At 64.4% G+C, this 17,495-nt stretch carries 16 protein-coding genes and 1 riboswitch; of the genes, 8 read left to right on the top strand and 8 right to left on the bottom strand.

Annotation, left to right across the window (positions count from 1 at the left end; genetic code table 11):
* The first annotated feature begins 84 nt into the window (after positions 1–84).
* On the top strand, positions 85–1,062 hold the full coding sequence (locus RHPLAN_RS27765) for a Bug family tripartite tricarboxylate transporter substrate binding protein (RefSeq protein WP_068025082.1): 978 nt from the start codon (positions 85–87) through the stop codon (positions 1,060–1,062).
* A gap of 16 nt (positions 1,063–1,078) precedes the next feature.
* On the opposite strand, the gene RHPLAN_RS27760 is transcribed toward RHPLAN_RS27765, so the two are convergent.
* Entirely contained in the window at positions 1,079–2,074 is a 996-nt protein-coding gene (locus RHPLAN_RS27760; RefSeq protein ID WP_068025079.1) for a Bug family tripartite tricarboxylate transporter substrate binding protein, read from the bottom strand.
* 172 nt (positions 2,075–2,246) lie between these two features.
* Between RHPLAN_RS27760 and RHPLAN_RS27755 the strand changes: the two genes are divergently transcribed.
* Both RHPLAN_RS27755 and RHPLAN_RS27750 read left to right on the top strand, forming a co-directional pair.
* Positions 2,247–3,062: an SDR family NAD(P)-dependent oxidoreductase gene (locus tag RHPLAN_RS27755; protein WP_068025076.1), complete on the top strand. Its 816-nt coding sequence runs from the start codon at positions 2,247–2,249 to the stop codon at positions 3,060–3,062.
* An 11-nt stretch (positions 3,063–3,073) separates the two neighbouring features.
* Entirely contained in the window at positions 3,074–3,847 is a 774-nt protein-coding gene (locus RHPLAN_RS27750) for a maleate cis-trans isomerase family protein (protein WP_068025073.1), read from the top strand.
* Positions 3,848–3,898: 51 nt separating this feature from the next.
* Here the strand turns inward: RHPLAN_RS27750 and RHPLAN_RS27745 are convergent, their stop codons facing one another.
* Positions 3,899–4,333, bottom strand: a complete 435-nt coding sequence (locus tag RHPLAN_RS27745) for a 6,7-dimethyl-8-ribityllumazine synthase (RefSeq protein ID WP_068025070.1) — start codon at positions 4,331–4,333, stop codon at positions 3,899–3,901.
* Positions 4,334–4,408: 75 nt separating this feature from the next.
* A riboswitch (FMN riboswitch) is annotated at positions 4,409–4,553 on the bottom strand.
* A gap of 102 nt (positions 4,554–4,655) precedes the next feature.
* Here RHPLAN_RS27745 and RHPLAN_RS27740 point away from each other — a divergent pair.
* The 3 genes from RHPLAN_RS27740 (at position 4,656) to RHPLAN_RS27730 (ending at position 8,749) form a co-directional block, all read left to right on the top strand.
* Positions 4,656–5,810 (top strand): LLM class flavin-dependent oxidoreductase, encoded by a 1,155-nt coding sequence (locus RHPLAN_RS27740; RefSeq protein ID WP_068025068.1) that lies wholly within the window; start codon positions 4,656–4,658, stop codon positions 5,808–5,810.
* Between the two features lie 151 nt (positions 5,811–5,961).
* Complete coding sequence (locus RHPLAN_RS27735; RefSeq protein WP_068025066.1) at positions 5,962–7,527, top strand: class I adenylate-forming enzyme family protein; 1,566 nt, start codon at positions 5,962–5,964, stop codon at positions 7,525–7,527.
* A 7-nt stretch (positions 7,528–7,534) separates the two neighbouring features.
* Positions 7,535–8,749, top strand: a complete 1,215-nt coding sequence (locus tag RHPLAN_RS27730; RefSeq protein ID WP_198164524.1) for a M20 family metallopeptidase — start codon at positions 7,535–7,537, stop codon at positions 8,747–8,749.
* Positions 8,750–8,908: 159 nt separating this feature from the next.
* Here RHPLAN_RS27730 and RHPLAN_RS27725 read toward each other — a convergent pair whose 3' ends face one another.
* The 6 genes from RHPLAN_RS27725 to RHPLAN_RS27700 form a co-directional block, all read right to left on the bottom strand.
* A complete protein-coding gene (locus RHPLAN_RS27725) occupies positions 8,909–9,880 on the bottom strand; it encodes a Bug family tripartite tricarboxylate transporter substrate binding protein (protein WP_068025060.1) in 972 nt (323 codons plus the stop codon).
* A 175-nt stretch (positions 9,881–10,055) separates the two neighbouring features.
* On the bottom strand, positions 10,056–10,811 hold the full coding sequence (locus tag RHPLAN_RS27720; protein WP_068025056.1) for a maleate cis-trans isomerase family protein: 756 nt from the start codon (positions 10,809–10,811) through the stop codon (positions 10,056–10,058).
* A 23-nt stretch (positions 10,812–10,834) separates the two neighbouring features.
* Entirely contained in the window at positions 10,835–11,827 is a 993-nt protein-coding gene (locus RHPLAN_RS27715) for a Bug family tripartite tricarboxylate transporter substrate binding protein (RefSeq protein WP_068025053.1), read from the bottom strand.
* Positions 11,828–11,949: 122 nt separating this feature from the next.
* Positions 11,950–12,846: an ABC transporter substrate-binding protein gene (locus RHPLAN_RS27710; RefSeq protein WP_068025051.1), complete on the bottom strand. Its 897-nt coding sequence runs from the start codon at positions 12,844–12,846 to the stop codon at positions 11,950–11,952.
* 44 nt (positions 12,847–12,890) lie between these two features.
* Positions 12,891–13,742 carry an amidohydrolase family protein gene (locus RHPLAN_RS27705; RefSeq protein WP_068025048.1) on the bottom strand — a complete coding sequence of 284 codons (852 nt, stop codon included), beginning with the start codon at positions 13,740–13,742 and terminating at the stop codon, positions 12,891–12,893.
* Positions 13,743–13,936: 194 nt separating this feature from the next.
* The gene (locus RHPLAN_RS27700; protein ID WP_068025045.1) at positions 13,937–15,535 is read right to left on the bottom strand and encodes a UbiD family decarboxylase; all 1,599 of its coding nucleotides are present in this window, start codon (positions 15,533–15,535) and stop codon (positions 13,937–13,939) included.
* A gap of 97 nt (positions 15,536–15,632) precedes the next feature.
* Here RHPLAN_RS27700 and RHPLAN_RS27695 point away from each other — a divergent pair, with 97 nt between their 5' ends.
* Together RHPLAN_RS27695 and RHPLAN_RS27690 are read left to right on the top strand one after the other, a co-directional pair.
* On the top strand, positions 15,633–16,706 hold the full coding sequence (locus tag RHPLAN_RS27695) for an alpha/beta fold hydrolase (protein WP_068025041.1): 1,074 nt from the start codon (positions 15,633–15,635) through the stop codon (positions 16,704–16,706).
* 199 nt (positions 16,707–16,905) lie between these two features.
* Positions 16,906–17,475: a cysteine dioxygenase family protein gene (locus tag RHPLAN_RS27690; RefSeq protein ID WP_068025038.1), complete on the top strand. Its 570-nt coding sequence runs from the start codon at positions 16,906–16,908 to the stop codon at positions 17,473–17,475.
* Positions 17,476–17,495 lie beyond the last annotated feature (20 nt).

Here is a 17,495-nt window from a genome sequence, read left to right as displayed (position 1 = left end):
CGGTTGGGCCTGGGTGCTGGCAATGCTGCAGGCAGCCGTTATGCTGCTGAAACGTCCGATAAAAGAATCGAGGGGGAAGCGTCCATGTTGCAGGGTTCATTGCTCCGCGCGGTGTTCGGCTCGGCGCTCGCAGCGCTGGCTTGCGGCTCCGCATTGGCGCAGGGCGATTTCCCGTCGCGGCCGATCACCATGGTGGTGCCGCTGCCGGCCGGCGGCACGGCCGATCTCCTTTGCCGCTACGCGGCCGAGAAGGCTTCCGCAGCACTCGGTCAGCAGGTGGTGGTCGAGAACCGCGCCGGCGGCGCCGGCGGCCGCATCGGCATGGAGCAGGTGATGCGCTCGCCGGCCGACGGCTACACGCTGCTGTGCAGCACGCAGCTCAGCTACAGCATCACGCATCTCGTTTTCACCAAGGCGGCGTTCGATCCGCGGCCGCTCGAGCCGGTCAGCGTGCTCGCGACCTATCCGCTGGTGATCCTGACGCGAACCACGCTGCCGGCCAACAACGTGGCCGAGTTCATCGCCTATGCGAAGGCGAATGAAGGCAAGGTCAACTACGGCAACCAGGGCGTCGCCAACACCGGCCATCTGCTCGGCGAGTTGATGAAGATCAAGGGCAACTTCAAGATGACGCCGGTGTTCTACCGGGGCAGTGCGCCCGCGATCAACGATCTGCTCGCCGGCAGCATCGACATGGTTCCGGACTATCTGCTCGCCAACAAGGGCAACATCGACGCCGGCAAGCTCAAGATGATCGCGGTCGCCGACACCCAGCGGCTCAAGGAATATCCCAACGTGCCGACGCTCGCCGAGACCTTGCCCGGCGTCACATCGATCACCTGGATGGCGGTCTCGGCGCCGCCCGGCACGCCGAAGCCGGTCGTCCAGAAAATCTCCGAGGCGATCGGCAAGGGCTTCAGGGAACCCGACATGCGGGCGAAGATCCTCAAGCTTGAAGCCAACCCGCTCGGCAGCACGCCGGATGAGATGCGCAAGATGATCCAGGATAGTCTGGATATCTGGGGCCCGGTCGTGCAGCAGGCGAAGATTACGGTCGATTGATCGCGAGCAAGGCCGCTCAATTCCCGATCTTGATATCGGCGTCCTTGATCATCTTGCCGAACTTCGCGATCTCCGCGTTCGCGAATGCCGCGAAGTCCGCCGAGCTCGATCCCACGGGAATGAGGCCCTGCGCGGCGAGCCGCTCGGTGACGCGCGGGGTCTTCATCGCCTCGGCAATCGCCTGGTTCAGGACGCTCACGACGTCCTTCGGCATGTTTGCCGGTCCCCATAACCCGTACCACGAACCGATCTCGAAGTTGGGAAAGCCCTGCTCCTCGATCGTGGGGACATCCGGCAGCGCGCTCACCCGCGCCTTGGTTGCGACTGCGAGCGGCCGCACAGCACCGCTGCGGAACTGCTCGATCATGTTCGGGACCGGCGTGATCATGGCGCTGACACGTCCGGCTATCAGGTCGATCAGCGCGGGCGACGTACCCTTGTAGTGCACGATGAGAATCTTGAATCCCGCTTCGCGTTGCAGGCGCTCCATCGTGAGATGGCCGACCGATCCCACGCCTTCGGCGCCCCAGGTCATCTTGTCGGGGTTGGCTTTGGCGAGTGCGATGAACTCCTTCAGGTTTTTCGCCGGGAGCGCAGGATTGACGCCGATCGCGATCGGCACGGTGCCGAAATTGGAAATCGGCGTGAAGTCTTTCACGACGTCGTACGGCACATTCATCAGCATCGGCGTGATGACGAACAGAGATGGATTGACCAGCAGCGTGTAGCCGTCCGGCGCGCTGCGGGCCACCTGCGTCGCGCCGATGGTGCTGCTCGCGCCAGCAATGTTCTCGACGATGAACGGCTGTCCGAGCTTTTCCTGAAGGAATTGCGAGACCGAACGCGCGACGACGTCGGTGAGCCCGCCGGGCGGCGCCGCGACCACCACGCGCACCGACCGTGATGGAAATGTTTCCGCACTTGCTGGTGCGGCGTTGCAGGACAGCGCAACGACAGACATAAGCGTCGCCGGCAGCAAGGCGCGCATGGTCGAGAACAGGCTTGCGAGCATTTTCTTCCTCCGGCGCGGCATTCTTTATTGTTGATCGAAGGATGCTAGCACCTCTGCCAATGGCAGGAACCCCGGTGCGCTCAATGCCGCATGCCGGGCGCGGCTAGCCCCGCGTTTGCGCACGCGTTAGGGTCCGGTCCGAGCTGCAGCCTGGATATCCGCAAACAGCACAATGAGCACCATCGATCTGCAAGGGACCGTCGTCGCCATGACGGGAGCAAGCGTCGGGCTTGGACGCTCCATGTCCGTGGCGCTCGCGGAGGCTGGCGCACGCATGGTGCTGGCGGCGCCGGAGATGAATCTTTTGAACGAAGTCGCGTCGGAGATCGGCGCCAAAGCCGGCCCGGGCCGTGCGCTCGCGGTTCGTGCCGACATCACCGTGCGGGCTGATTGCGAACGCGTGCTTTCCGAAAGTATCCGCGCATTCGGGCGACTCGATGTTCTGGTGAACAATGCGCGCCGTCCGGTGCGTGGGCCGGGCCTGCCGCCTGCCGGCAACTTTCTGCCGTTCTGGCAGTCGAACCCCGACATCTGGCAGGAGTCCGTGCAGGTGAACGTGAACGGCACGTTCCTGATGTCGCATGTCGTGACGCCGCATCTCATCGGCAACGGCTGGGGACGGATCGTCAACATCAACACGAGCCTCGGCGGACTCTATCAGAGCCGCAACTCGCCCTACGGCGTGACCAAGGCGGCCCTGGAATCGGCGACGATGATCTGGGCGGCCGACCTCGCCGGCACGGGCGTCACCGTCAACACGCTGCTGCCGGGCGGCGCCTGCGACACCGACCCGAACCGGCCGCCCGATCCCAAGCTCAAGCTTCTGCCGGTCGATATCATGGATCCGGCGATCGTCTGGCTCGCTTCGCGGCGGTCGGACGGCAAGACCGGCGGGCGCTATATCGGCAGGCTGTGGGACAGCAAGCTTCCGCCCGATGAAGCGGCGGCTGGTGCGTTGACGCCGCCGGTGTTCCGCACCGGCGATTGAAGGAGTGCGCGATGCCGACTGCTGCCGTTCAATCCGCATCCCTGGCACGGCGCGGATTTCTCGCGACGCCGCTCGCGAGGATCGGCCTGATCATTCCGTCCAGCAACCGCCTGACGGAGCCCCAACTCCGACACTTTGCGCCGCCCGAACTCGGCATTCACGTGACCCGTTTGCAGATGACGGGCCAATGGAACAGGCCATTGTCGGCCTTGGGCGACGACATCAAGCGCGCCGCTGGCGCGCTGGCCGACGCCAAGGTCGACATCGTCGTGTTTCATTGCACCGGCCACGCCATGGAGGAGGGGCCGGACGGCGATGCCCGGACGCGGGCGCTGATCGAGTCGGCGACCGGCATAAAGGCGCTGTCGACCGCGTCGGCCATTCAGGAAGCGCTGGCGGCGTTGAAGCTGAAGCGGCTGATCTTGCTGACGCCCTACGACCAGGAAACCAACGATCACGAGATCGACTACCTGCGCCAGATCGGGTTGTCGGTGGTGCACGACGTTGCGCTGGCTTTGCCTGGGAGTGACGACTACCTCGCGCAGCCGCCCGAGCGCTGGGTCGAACTGGCGGTCGAGCACGCGAGGGAGGAGGTCGACGGCTATTTCCTGAGTTGCACCAACACCACCCAGATCGAAGCGATCGAGCCGATCGAGCGCCGGCTCGGCAAGCCGGTGATCAACAGCAACCAGGCCGTGCTCTGGGCCTGCACTCAGCGCTTGCGGCCGAAACTCGGGAACGCGTCGCTTGGGGCAGGGCTCGGGCGTCTCGTCAACGGCAGTTGAGGCGCCGCGCGAACGGGCGCGGGGCCCGTTCGCGCGTGTCGCGCTCGGTTCTCACGCAGCTAGGGCGGCGCGCGTCTTGCCGATCATCAAAGCGGCTTGCGCGGCCTCGCGACCCTTCTCGACGAAGTGCTTGGCGAAGACGCCGGTATGGTGCTCGGTCGGCTGGAAGTGATGCGGCGTCAGCGACACCGAGAGCACAGGCACGCCGGTATCCAGCGCGACGCGCATCAGGCCGTTGACGACAGCCTGCGCGACGAAATCGTGCCGGTAGATGCCGCCGTCCACGACCAGCGCTGCGGCAGCAACCGCAGCATACTTGCCTGAATTCGCGAGATCGCGGGCGACCAGCGGAAGCTCGAAGGCGCCGGGCACGTCGAACACATCGACTTGCTGCGCCGGAATCAATTGCAGGAAGCCGTCCAAGGCTTTGTCGACGATTTCAGAGTGCCAGTTGGCTTTGACGAAGGCGTAACGGGTGGGTGCCACAGTGATCTCCTTTCCGGGTACAGACACGTCACCCAAGGCGATCACGTGCGAGCGGACCCATGGCCGGGCGAGTTCGCGCGTTCTCTTTCATCCGGACTCTGACCGTCGGCTCAGGCCTCTCACCTGATCTGCTGACCCTTCCACCGGAAGGCGCTCGCGGGCTCGCAGCTCGAGGCTGCATACCGCCGGTAGGGACTTTCACCCTGCCCTGAGAACGCCCGCACACTGCATGCCGGGAGCGAACCCGTCAATGGCGGACCGCTTGAGGCAGGGCGCAGCGCGCGCCTATAGTCCGCGCAAAGCACCGGGAGGAGTTTCCCTGATGAACGTGAGAACGGCGCCCACCGAGCCTGCGCTGACCATGCGCGACCGCATGGCGATGTACAACGGCAACGCGCTGAAAATGGGCCTGTTCGGCGCGAACTGCTCCTCCGGCCGCTGCGTCACCACGGTTCCGGAGCGCTGGACCGGTAGTTGGGACGACAATCTCGCGCTGGCGCAGATGTGCGACGAGCGCGGCATCGAGTTCATGCTGCCGGTCGGCCGCTGGAAAGGCTATGGCGGCGACACCGATTACATGGGCACGACGCTCGAGACCATCACCTGGGCGACCGGGCTCCTCGCCAAGACCAAGCGGCTGATCGCGTTCGGCACCGTGCATGCGCCGCTGTTTCATCCCCTGATCGCGGCCAAGCAGTTCGTCACCGCCGACCAGGTGAGCGGCGGCCGCTTCGGCCTCAACATCGTGGTCGGGTGGAACGAGGACGAGTTCCAGATGTTCGGCGTCTCGCAGCGCGAGCACGAGCAGCGCTACGACTATGCCCAGGAATGGCTCGAAGCCGTGAAGCTCGCCTGGGGCCCGAACGAGGACTTTGAATACGATGGCAAGTTCATCAAGCTGAAGAAGGTCCGCGCCAAGCCGAAGCCCTACGGCGGAACGCGGCCGCTGATCATGAATGCCGGCGCGTCCGCCACCGGCCGCGCTTTCGCGATCCGAAACTGCGACGCTTTCTTCACCCAGGCCGACCGCACGTCGATGGAGACTACGCGGCAGCGCGTGAAGGACGCGAAGGACGAGGCCAAGGCGCAGGGCAAAGAGCTCGACGTCTATGCGGTCGGCGTCGTGACCTGCCGGCCGACCCAGAAGGAGGCCGAGGAGTACTACCACTACGCCACCATCGAGAAGGCCGACTGGTCGGCCGTCGATGGCATCCTCGGCAAGAAGAACATCTCGCCCGCGACGGTGGGTGAGGAGGAGTTCCAGAAGCAGCGCCACCACTATGCGCATGGTCTCGGCGGATTGCTGATGGTCGGCGATCCGGACCAGATCGCCAAGCAGCTTGCCGACCTGAGCGCCGCTGGCCTCCGCGGCATCGGCTTCTCCTTCGTCAATTATCTCAAGGAGCTGCCGTATTTCTGCGACGAGGTGCTGCCGCGCCTGGAGCGCATGGGTGTCCGGGAAAAACGGAAAGGGTAATATCGCAGGCCCTCGAATATAAATTCCATGTGCCCTGGGTCCCCGCTTCCGCGGGGACGAACGGAGGGAGACGCGTCCTCTCTCCACGTTCGTCCCCGCGGGGGCGGGGACCCAGTTCTTTGGCTTCGATGAAGCGTCCGGACAGAAACCAATGACTGAAGAAAACAACCGCCGCCGCAATCTCGGTTTCTTCTTCGACAAGACCGTCGAGCGGCTTCCCGACAAGGTCGCGATCATTGACCTGTTCGGCGGCAAGGAACGCACCTCCACCTATCGCCGGCTCGATGAGCGGATGAACCGCGTTGCCAGCATGCTGGCGCGGCTTGGCGTGAAGGCGGGCGAGCGCGTCGCCATGCTGATCGGCAACCGTGTCGAGTTCGTCGAATTCTTCTTCGGCGCGATGCGCATGGGCGCGATCCCGATGCTGCTCAACACGCGGCTCGGGGCCGGTACGCTGGAGAGCTTGATCGCCGACGCATCCTGCACGTTCGGGATATTCGATCCGTCCTGCAACAAGGACGCGGTCTCGATCGCTTCGAAGGTGCCGGTGCGTCACCGCATGGTGCTCGATGAGCAGCATGACGGTTTCCTCGCCTACGAGACCGAGATGGCGAAGCCTGCGCCCGCGGTCGAGCCGCCGCCGATCGGCGACGACACGCAAGCATTCCAGCCCTACACCTCGGGCTCCACGGGCCGCCCGAAAGGCGCGATCATGACCCATCGCGGCATGCTCTGGTACGTCGACTACAACCAGCGTTACTGGCCGTCGGTCGAGACCTCGCGCGGCCTCGTCGCGCTGCCGTTGTTCCACAAGAATGCGCTGCGCGGCACCGTGAAGCCGATGCTGTTCGCCGGCGGCTCTTTCGTGCTGATGCCGGGCTACGAGCCGCGCGCCTATCTCGAAGCGATGGCCAAATACAAGGTCACGTATTCGCGCGGCGTCGCCGCGGTGTTCACGATGTTCCTGCAGTATCGCGAGTTGCTGAAGACGCTCGACCTCAGCAACCTGCGCAGCATGACCATCGGCTCGGCGGTGGTGACGCCGGAGCTTCTCGAACTCGTCAATCGTGCGCTGCCGCACATCAAGGTCGAGGAGAGCTACGGCCTGACCGAGGGCGGCAGTCCGCTGCGTCCGCCGATCGACGGCCGGCCGGTGCCGCGCGGCAGCCCCGGCGCCCAGGCGCCCGAGATCGAGCTGAAGATGCTCGACGCCAACGGCAAGGAGACGCAGGAGGAGGGCGAACTGCTCATCCGCTGCCCCTACGTCTGCCTCGGCTATTTCAACGAGCCCGAAATCACCAAGGCCAAACTCAGGGACGGTTGGCTGCACACCGGCGATATCTTCGTGAAGGACAAGGACGGCTTCTATTATTTCCGCAGCCGCGTCGACGACATGTTCAGCTGCGGCGGCGAGAACGTCTATCCGAAGGAGGTGGAGAACCTGCTGTTCGGCCATCCCGACGTGGTCAACGCCGTGGTCACGCCGGTGCCGCATCAGGTGAAGGGGCTCGCCCCCGCCGCCATGGTGATCGTGCGCGAGGGCTCCGGCATGACGGCCGAGACGCTCAAGACCTATTGCCTGGAAAAAGGCCCGGCCTATTCGCACCCGCGTTTCATCGACATCGTGCCGGCCTTGCCGCTCAACGGCGCCGGCAAGGTCGACCGCGGTATCATCCAGGCCAAGCTCACCGCCGCCTATGGCGGCGCCAAGGCGTGACCGGATCATGGCGGGCGATCTCAACGCGGTGATGCCGCTGATCACGGCGGACAAGGTCAAGGCCTTGATGGTGGCGCTCGCCAAGGTGCCGAGCCCGCTCACGGCGCTGTTTGAGGCCGAACCGCAGCTTCGGGAGTTCATCGACGTCGCGGTCGAGCCGCGGCTGCGCGAGATGGGCATCGGCGATATTCGCCGCGACGCCATGGGCAATCTCGCGGCCACGGTCGGGAGCGGCGCGAGCGGCCGCTCGCTGATGCTGGTCACCAACGCGATGACCCAGCCGCCCGCGACCATGCCCAATCCGTATGGCGGCGAGGTGCGCGACGGCGCGCCCTATGGCCTCCCTGGCGAAGTGGTGCTGGGGAAAGGGCTCAGCGAACAGAAGGCGCCGCTCGCGGCGATCCTGCTTGCGTTGCAATCGATCCTGGCAGCGAAAATCCCGATCACCGGCCAGATCGTGTTCCTGTGCTGTGTCTCGGGCGAGACCGGCCGTCACGACGCGATCAAGAGCATCATCGAGACCACCGGTGTGCGCGCCGAAATGGCGATCCTCAACGGCACCGGCAACCGCATCAGCCTCGGCAATCGCGGCCGCGTCGATGTCACCGTGACGGTGCATGGCAGCCCAGGCCATAGCAGCCGTCCCAGCAGCGCCTGCAACGCCGTCACGGGCGCGCTTGAAGTGATCCGCCGTCTCACCGAGGGCCTTGATCTCGGCGCGCCGCATCCGGCGCTCGGCAAGGCGACATTCGCGGTGAATAAGATCCGGAGCTTTCCGGATTCCACGCACACCATCCAGGACCGTTGCGAGATCGGCGTCGACCGCCGGCTGATGCCAGGTGAGGACCCGGACAAGGCCGTCGCCGATATCGCGGCGATTGCCGCAACCGTCGACGGCATGAAAGACCCGGCGAGCGGCAAGCCGTGGCGCGTCGAAGTGACCAAAGGGCCTTTCATGTATCCGCATCTGGTCACCGCGGCGTCCAAGGTTGTCGCTGCGGTGATGGAAGCGTCACAGACCGTGCTCGGTATCTCACCGGAGACTTTCCACCAGACCAATGCCTTCGATCAGGGCTATCTCCAGCACATCGGCATCGAGCCGTGCACCTACGGCCCGGGCGAGGACAAATACGCTCACACCGACCTGGACATGGCCTCGGTCGACCGCACCCGCGATGCCTCGAAGGTCTATGCCGCGACAATCCTGCAGCGGCTGACTTGAGCGCAATTGCCGCATCAAACTCCGTTGTTATGCCCGCGCTTGTCGCGGGCATCTCGCTTCGGTGAGCATGGTGCGTCCCTAAGCGAGATGGCCGGGACATAGGCGAGCGAAGCGACGCCGTCCTTCGGACGGCTATGCCCGGCCATGACGGAGAGAGCTTCAGTCGATCTTGATCCCCACCGCCTTGATCACCTTCTCGCGAACCTCGGCCTGTGACTTGATGAAGGCGCCGAACTCTTCCGGGCTTTTGCTGATGGTCGGCTCGATGCCGGCAGCCGAAAGCTTTTCGATCACGTCGGGTGACGCCATGGCTTTCTGCAGGGCGGCAAACAGCCGGTCGACGATCGGTTTCGGCGTTCCGGTCGGCACCACCACGCTCTGCCAGATGCCGAGGTCGAAGCCGGGGAAGGTTTCGGAAATCAGCGGGATTTCCGGCGCGAGCGCCAGGCGCTTCAGGCCGGTGAGCGCGATGATCTTGACCTTCTTGTCGCGGTAGAGCGGCAGCGCCACGTTGACGCTTTCGTGGCCGAGCGGAATGTCGCCCGCCATCATGCTGGTGATCTGCGTGGTGCCGCCGCGATAGGGCACGATCACCATGTTGGTGCCGGCCATCATGTTGAGAAGCCCGATTGCGACCTGCGAGGTCGGCGTCGAGACGCCGATCTGGAAGGTGCCGGGTTTTTTCTTCTCGATGTCGATCACTTCCTTGAGCGTGTTCGCCGGATTGTTGATGTTGGCGGTCAGCGCCGAAGGCACCAGGGCGATCAGCGAGACGGGCTCGAAGTCCTTGAACGGATCATAGGCGAGCTTGGTGTAGAGGAACGGGTTCATCACCAGCGTGCCGTCGATGGCGAGCAGGATGGTGTAGCCGTCCGGCTGGGCGCGTGCGGCGAACTGCGCGCCGACGATGGTGTTGGCGCCGGAGCGGTTGTCGATGATGACCTGCTGGCCGAGGTCCTCGCTCATCTTCTGTCCGACCAGACGGCCGAGCACGTCGGCGGGCCCGCCCGGTGCAAACGGCACGATCATGGTGATCGGACGATTGGGATAGTTTTGAGCGGGCGAAGGTGCGGTAAGCGCGAGAAAGATTCCGAGCGACAAAAATAGTTTGCGCAAATGCATAAGCAGCATTGATTGACCCTCCCTAGGTCGAGCTCTTGACCCACCTCATCCTGAGGAGCGGTCCGAAGGACCGCGTCTCGAAGGATGGGGTGGCCACCACCGTAGCGGCTCGCCCTTCGAGACGCGTTGCTTCGCAACGCTCCTCAGGGTGAGGCCGGGTGAGGGCGGTTTATGTTGCCGCCTCTCAACTCAAACTCTGCATCAATCGGCCGAGCTTCGGCATCGGCACGGCCGGCACTTTGTCGCGCAGCTGCCGCATGACGCCCCACAGCACCGCCTGGTTGCTGTTGACCACGGGCTTGCCGACCACCCGCTCGACATCGGCGATCGCTTCGATCTGCGTGGTGTTGGTGCAGGACAGGAAGATGCCGTCGGCCTCGGGCCGGTCGTTGTCCTGCGCAAGCTTGGTCCAATCGGCCGGCGTCACCTTGCCGAAATCCTTGGCTTCGAGCTTCAGCGCCACGTCGTTCACGACGGTGATGCCAGCGGCCGTCAGATAGTCGATCACCGCCTTGTTGCTCTTATAGGGCGTGAGCAGGACCACCTTCTTCATGCCGAGCGTCTGCAGCGCCTCGAGCACCAGGCGGCTGGTCGCCATGGCGCCGACGCCGGTCGCCTCGGTGACGATGTCGAGGATTTTTCCCTCGCCCTGCGGGCCTTGCGTCATGGAGGTGTCGGTGCAGTGGAACACGATCACGTCGGGATGTGCGTCGGAGAGGAGTTTCGCCGCCTCCGCGATCTCTTCCTTCATCTCCGGCAGCGGCCGTTTCCATTCGCCGGCGACGCGCGCCCGCGCCACGTGGATGCCGAGGCCTTCCGGGGCGAAATGATTGAATTGCGGCTCGCTAAACGTGTTGACCGACGGGATGATCAGGCCGAGGCGCGCCCGCGGCGGAATGAGTGCAGCGCTCTCCCGATTGACGTTCGGCATGACATTCATGGTGGACCTCCCGTATGGCTCGTTCAATCGAGCTTGATGCCGCTTTCCTTATAGACGGTTGTCCAGCGTTTGGCTTCGCTGCGGAAGTATTGCTCGAATTCCTCGGGCGTGGTGCTGGCGGAGAGAATCCCGGCCTTCTCCAGCCGCTCGGCGACCGTCGGATCGGCGATGGCCTTCACCACGTCCTGCTGAATCCGATGGACAATCGTCTGAGGCGTGCCGGCCGGCGCGACGAGCCCGATCCAGCTCGACATCTCGTCGATCGGCAGGCCCGACGCTTCGGAAAGCGACGGGACGTCGGGGAGCACCGGCAGCGGCCGGCTGTTGAGCTTGGCGAGCGGGCGGAATTGACCGCCTGCGATCGGCGGCAGGCTCGGCGCCACGCCGTCGACGATGAAATCGACGCTGCCGGTGAGCAGACCCTGCACCACCTCGGCGCTGCCCTTGTAGGGGATCAGCACCGCGTCGATGCCGGCGGCCTTGGCAAAGACCGCACCCGCAAGCCGCGTGATGGTGATGCCGGCGCCGTAGTTGAGTTTCGCGCCGCTCGCCTTGCCGCGCGCGATCAGCTCCTTGACGGTTTTCGGCCCGTCGCTCGCGCGCACGGTCAGCAGCGAGGTGTTCTTGGCGGTGAGCGTGATCGCCGTGAAGTCCTTGAACGGATCGTAGTTCATCGACGCGCCGGTCGCGGGATTCATCACCAGCGTGGTGTCCATGGCGGCGAGCAGGGTGTAGCCGTCGGGCGCGGACTTCGCCACGAACTGAGCGCCGATCCCGGTGTTGGCGCCGGGGCGGTTCTCGATCACCACGCCCTGGTTCCAGAGCTCCGAGAGCTTCTGGCCGATGATGCGCATGTTGACGTCGGTCGGCCCGCCGGCCGGGAACGGCACGACGATCTTGACCGGCCGGTTGGGGAAGTTTGCGGCGTTGCCGCTCTGCGCGTGCGCCGCGCCGACGCCCAGCGCTGTCACGAGTCCGATCGCGAGAAATGAGCGCAGCACTCCCCACACGGTCATTCCGGGGCGCGCCGAAGGCGCGAACCCGGAATCCAGATGTGCACTCCACTCCCGGCTCTGGATTCCGGGTTCGGCCCTTCGGGCCGCCCCGGAATGACCGAGGGGAGAGAGCGCGCGCATGGTCACACGAGCTTGCGCGTCAGGTCGTTGAACAGATCGTCCACCTTGACCTGCTTCGTGATCATCTGTTGCTTGAGCGAGTAGTCGATGACCCGCTCGAGCGCTTCGCGGTTGGCCTCGACGCCGAACCGATACGGATCAAGCGCGCCCTTCGGTGCGTTGGTGTCGAGATCGCGCGCCGCCTTCAACAGCCGGAAAATCTCTTCGACCACCTCGGGATGCTCTTTCGCGATTTTCTCGCGCACGATCACCATGTGGTTGACCGGCACGCCGCCATGCTTCAGCGCCCAGTCCTTGTTGGCGGCCTCGGCGTCCGGCACCAGCGTCTTGAAGCGCGGATCAGGGAACTTGTCGCCGATCAGCGCGGCGTCGACCTCGCCGTCGATCAGCATCTGCGGCAGTTGCTTGGTCTCGGGCGCGCGCTTCACGAACGGGGGATCCTTGTACTGCGCCACATGCGGATCCTCCATGGTGGTGATCTCCACCTTGGACCAGTCGACGCCGTAGGATTCGGCGAGGATGCCGCGCACCCAGATGCCGGTGGTCTGCGTGTAGGAGCGCACGCCGAACTTCTTGCCGTTGAGGTCCGACGGCTTCATCGTGCCGCGCTCGGAGTTGTAGGCGACCGTGTGCAGCTGGCCGCGGCCGACCACGGTGGCGGGCAACAGCACGTAGGGCAGGCCATATTCCCGGGCCTGCAGATACGTGACGATGGCGAGCTCGCCGCAGTCGAACTTGTGCTCGCGAACCATCGGCTTGAAGCCGCGGTTCGGCACCGGATAGTCCGGGAAGTCCCATTCGACCAGATCGGACTTCACGCGCCCATCCTTCAGCGCGATCACGTTGGCATAGTTGCCCAAGAGCGTGTGGAGCTTCAGTTTGTCGGGTCGGGTCAGCACGGCATCACTCCCAGTTTCTGCTTCGGGTCTTAATTCTTGGGGTCTTACTTCTTGGCCAGCGCCGGGTAGAGCGCGAGCGCGGTCTTGTGGAAGATTTGATTTTGATCCGCCTGCGACAGGAAGGAAAGCGCCTTGCGCGCCATTTCGATCAGTTCCGGCAGCGGCTCCTTGGCGGCTGGGAAATTCGAGCCCCAGCAGATGCGCCCGGCGCCGAACTCGCTGACCACCTTCCCAAGGAACGCCTCGGGCGTCGACTTGCCCTTCACCGACTGTTCGATCGGGCGGTGGGTGAGTTTGAGATAGACGTTGGGATACTTCGACAAGGCCCAGAGCGGCGCGGCCGACGGGAAGGGGATTCCGTCGGCGGCTTCCGCGCGGGCGAAGTGGTCGAGCAGGATGCGCACCTTGGGGAAGCGCTTGATGATCTTCTCTTCCAGGAGCGGCAGGCCCACGACCCGCATCTGCATGCACACCGACAGGTCGTTGTCGTTGGCGAATTGCCACGCCGGATAGGCCTTCTCCTCGGCAAAGAAAGTCTCCTGCGCGGCGTGCGTCGAACCCGAGGTGAAGATGCGCATGCCGGTGAGCCCCTTGCTCATCCAGTGCTTCATCTTGGCGGGCGCGTCGGGCGCGACCACGTCGATCGAGAACACGCCGGTGAAGCGCTCAGGGTGTGCGGCCACCGAGTCCGCCACGTAGGAGTTGTCGAACGCATAGGCCGAGGACGCCTGTACCAGCACGGCCTTGTCGACGCCTGCCTCGGCTTCGGCCTTGACCATGTCGGGATAATCGATCGGATGAGCCTGCGACCAGTCGGACTGTTTTCCGAACAGGGGCGCGAGTGGATATTTCTTGGTGTCGGTGGCGATGACGTGGGTGTGGGTGTCGATGATCATGTTGGTTGCTTCACGTTGAACTCAGATAGAGCGACGCACTCTGCTCGGCTCTCTCCCCCGCTTGCGGGGGAGAGATGGAGAGGGGGCTACCGCAGGCACCGGCCGCGCCGCGGCCCCCTCCCTAACCCTCCCCCGCGAGCGGGAGAGGGAACGCACCGCTCGTGTTGCAGCGGTGTCGCATCCTAACGAGCGTACTACTTCTTCGTCGGCAGCACCGCCGCGAACTTGCTGCCGCGGACGCACATCTTGCCCTTCGGATCCTGCCAGAGCTTTTCGGTCTGGTGCAGGAAGCCCAGCGCCCGCGCCACGGTGTTGAAGTCGTATTCCGCGAACTTCTCGGCGATGTCGGTGTAGTACAGCGGCTCCTTGTCGATCGCGTCGAGAATCTTCTTCGCCAGCGCTTCCACCGCACCCGTGTCGCCAGACTTGCCCGCCGCGTCCTTCTTGCCCTTGACGTAGTCGTCGATCTTGGCGGTCTCGGCATACGCGTAGGTGATGCGCTCGTAGTGCTCTTTCGGAATGTGCTCCGGGATCGTCGCGTCGATGCCAACCTTCGTGCCGATCGGCACCACGCCCGCGCCCTGCAGGAGGCTCGGGTCGAGCGGCTTCGCGCGCGCGCCTGGAATGATTACGACGTCCTTGTCGCCCTGCACGCGGGTGGCGATCGCCCACTCCACGTCGGTCGGATTGTTGATGTCGATGTCGTCGTCGATCACCACCACATGCTTGAGGTCCATCACCGACAGCGCCGCGAGCAGCGCGTTCTTGCCGTCGCCGGCCGCGCCCTTCTTGATCTGCACAATCGCGTGCCAGAACGCACAGCCGCCGAGCGTGACGTTGAGGCCGGTGACCTGGACGTTCGCGGTCTTCAGCGCCTGCCGGATCGCCGTGTAGCGCGTCGGCGCCGCGAGCCAGGTGTTCTCCCACGGCATGTGCAGGTTGTAGTAGACCGCGTCCTTGCGCATCGCGACGGCCTTGATGCGCACCAGCGGATTCCAGTGCAGGCCGCCCATCAGCCGCGTGAACTCGCCGAAGCGGCCCTCCGGCCAGGTCCAGCCGGTCGGCAGGATCTCGGCCTCCAGCACGATCTCGGCGTCGGCGATGTAGGGCACGTCGACGGTGGAGCAGGGCGCGAGTTGCACGGCTTCGCCGCGAAGCCCGCCCGCAATGCCCATCTCGTCGGTGCCGAGCGGCGCGCGGAAGCCAGCGCCCGCGAACTCGAAGGGATGCGTGCCGATGGAGATCGAGATCGGCAGCGGCTCGTTGCGCTCAAGCGCGCGCTGCGCAAAAAACCGCATGTTGTTCGGCGTGACGATGTCGATGCCGGTGAGCGCCTTTTCCTTGACGATCATGCGGTAGACGCCGCTGTTGATGCCGAACTCGGGGTCCTTCGCGATCACCACGCCGGCGGTGATCATCGGTCCGCCGTCATAGATCGACGACATCGGGATCGGCAGCTTGAACAGGTCGACGTCATTGCCCTCCATCACCACTTCGCGGGTCGGCGAGCCGTTGACGTATTTCGGCGGGATCGGCTTGGCGATCGCGGCGGCGAGCTTGTGCTCGATGTCCTCGAATTTCTCGCAGCCCATCGACATGGTGGCGCGCTCTTTGGAGCGGACTAGGCCGGACACCACCGGGACGTCGTAGCCGATGACGTTGTGGAAATAGAGCGCGGTCTTGGCCTGGTCGACCAGCGTTGCGATGTGGCGGATGTCGACCGCCTGGCGCAGGTCGACGAGCTCCCCTGCCTGCCGCAGCCTGTCGAGGAATTCGCGGAAGTTTTCTTTCATTTTTTCAGTCTCCAGACGCGGTCTTCGGGAAGGGCCGTAACCTACTGATCGCTCCTTCGCTGAGCAACATGCGGAATGGGACGATGCCCTCAGCGGGTTGCGTGGCGCGCACAACATCCGGTTTTCCGGAGTATGGAACGCCTTTACCGATGCGGCTGTGGTCGGCTATTTCCAGACCATGACCGAAACCAATTGGCCCAATCTCCGCGAAGACGATTTCATCATCCGCGATTTCCGCTTTGCCTCGGGCGAAACGCTGCCCGAGCTGCGGCAGCACTTCATCACGCTCGGCACGCCGGGCGCACCGGCGGTGCTTCTGATCCACAACACCACCGGCACGGCCAAGACCTGGCTTGAGCCTTCGCTCGCCGGCGAGCTGTTCGGGCCCGGCCAGCCGCTCGATGCGGCCAAGCATTTCCTCATCATTCCCGACATCATCGGCTTCGGCCGCTCCAGCAAGCCGAGCGACGGGCTTCGAGCGCGTTTTCCGCATTTCCGTCTGCGCGACGTGGCGGTGGCGCATCACCGTCTGGTCACCGAAGGACTGAAGATTCCGCACGTGAAGCTCGTGATGGGGCTTTCGCTCGGCGGCATGCTGACCTGGCTGCTGGGCGAGATGTTTCCCGACTTCATGGACGCGCTGGTGCCGGTGGCGAGCCAGCCCGGCCCGATGAGCGGGCGCAACTGGATCCAGCGCCGCATCAATGTCGAGGCGATCCGCAACGATCCTGAATGGAAGAATGGCGACTACGAGACGCAGCCGACCAACTGGGTGCGCGTCGCGCCGCTTTCGGCGATGTTCACCCAGAGCGCGGTCCGCATTCAGGAGACCGGTTCGACGCGCGAGAAGGCCGACGCGTACTACAAGCGCCTCGTCGAGAACGCCAAGAAGGGCGACGCCAACAACCGGCTCTATCAGATCGAGTCGACGATGGACTACGACCCGTGGCCGGCGCTCGAAAGCATCAAGGCCAAGCTGTTGGCCATCAATTTCGCCGACGACGCGGTCAATCCGCCGGAGCTCGGCGTGCTGGAGGCGGGCGTCGCGCGAATCAGGGGCGCGCGCTGCGTGATCGTGCCGGCCTCGCCGCAGTCGCAGGGACACTACACCTCCATGCTGGCGGGGCTGTGGAAGAACCATCTCGAAGAGTTCCTGGCCGGGCTTCGCTGAGGCGGCGGGTTGGCGGATTTTGGCGGGAAATCAGGCCCGGCGCGGCCGATTTCCCATCCCTTTGATCATTTTGTCCCAAATTTCGTACAAGAAATAGGACGTGCATGCTTTTGATGTTGCGTATGGTAGATTTTTGTACTATTTTCTTGCTCAGAAGCAGTAGCATTGTTCTTTTGAACCGAGCGCTCTTGGAATGCCCATGCCCCAGATCGCCAGCCATCTGTCGCAGCCCCTCGGGTCCTCGCTCCGGCCGCCGGTCCATCCTGCGATCGCGGCCCTGGCAGCCGACATCACCGTGGCTTGCGGTCAGTCTCATGCCGAGATGGCGGCGGGCATCAAAGCGGCGCTGGCGCGTGTGGTTCGCGAGCCCGATCTGCTGACCGCCGACCAGCGCCTGCCGCAACCGGACTGCTATGCGCGCCATGTCCTGCACAGCGATATTGCCGGCCGCTTCACCATTCTCGCGATCATCTGGGGGCCGGGCCAGTTCAGCCCGGCGCACGCCCACCACACTTGGTGCGGCTATGCGGTCTATGACCGGCCGCTCGAAGAAAAGCTCTTCCGTTTCAATTCGCAACAATCCAAGGCCGAACTCGTCCGGACCGAGCCGCGCCTTCCGGGCTATAGTTGCTTTGGCGGTCCGGGGCTTGACCAAATCCACAGGCTCGGTAATTCCGGGCGGGAGCCCGCGATCTCCATCCACGCTTATGGTGTGGAGCGCGCTTGTATCGCGACGCACGTCAATCGCGTGGTGGACGTCGCTCCGTAATAAAGGATTTTTGTGTTGAG

It is taken from the genome of Rhodoplanes sp. Z2-YC6860, from assembly GCF_001579845.1.
GTDB lineage: Bacteria > Pseudomonadota > Alphaproteobacteria > Rhizobiales > Xanthobacteraceae > Z2-YC6860.
The sequence above is the reverse complement of the archived record's forward strand: the minus strand, read 5'-3'. Positions and strand labels throughout refer to the sequence as shown.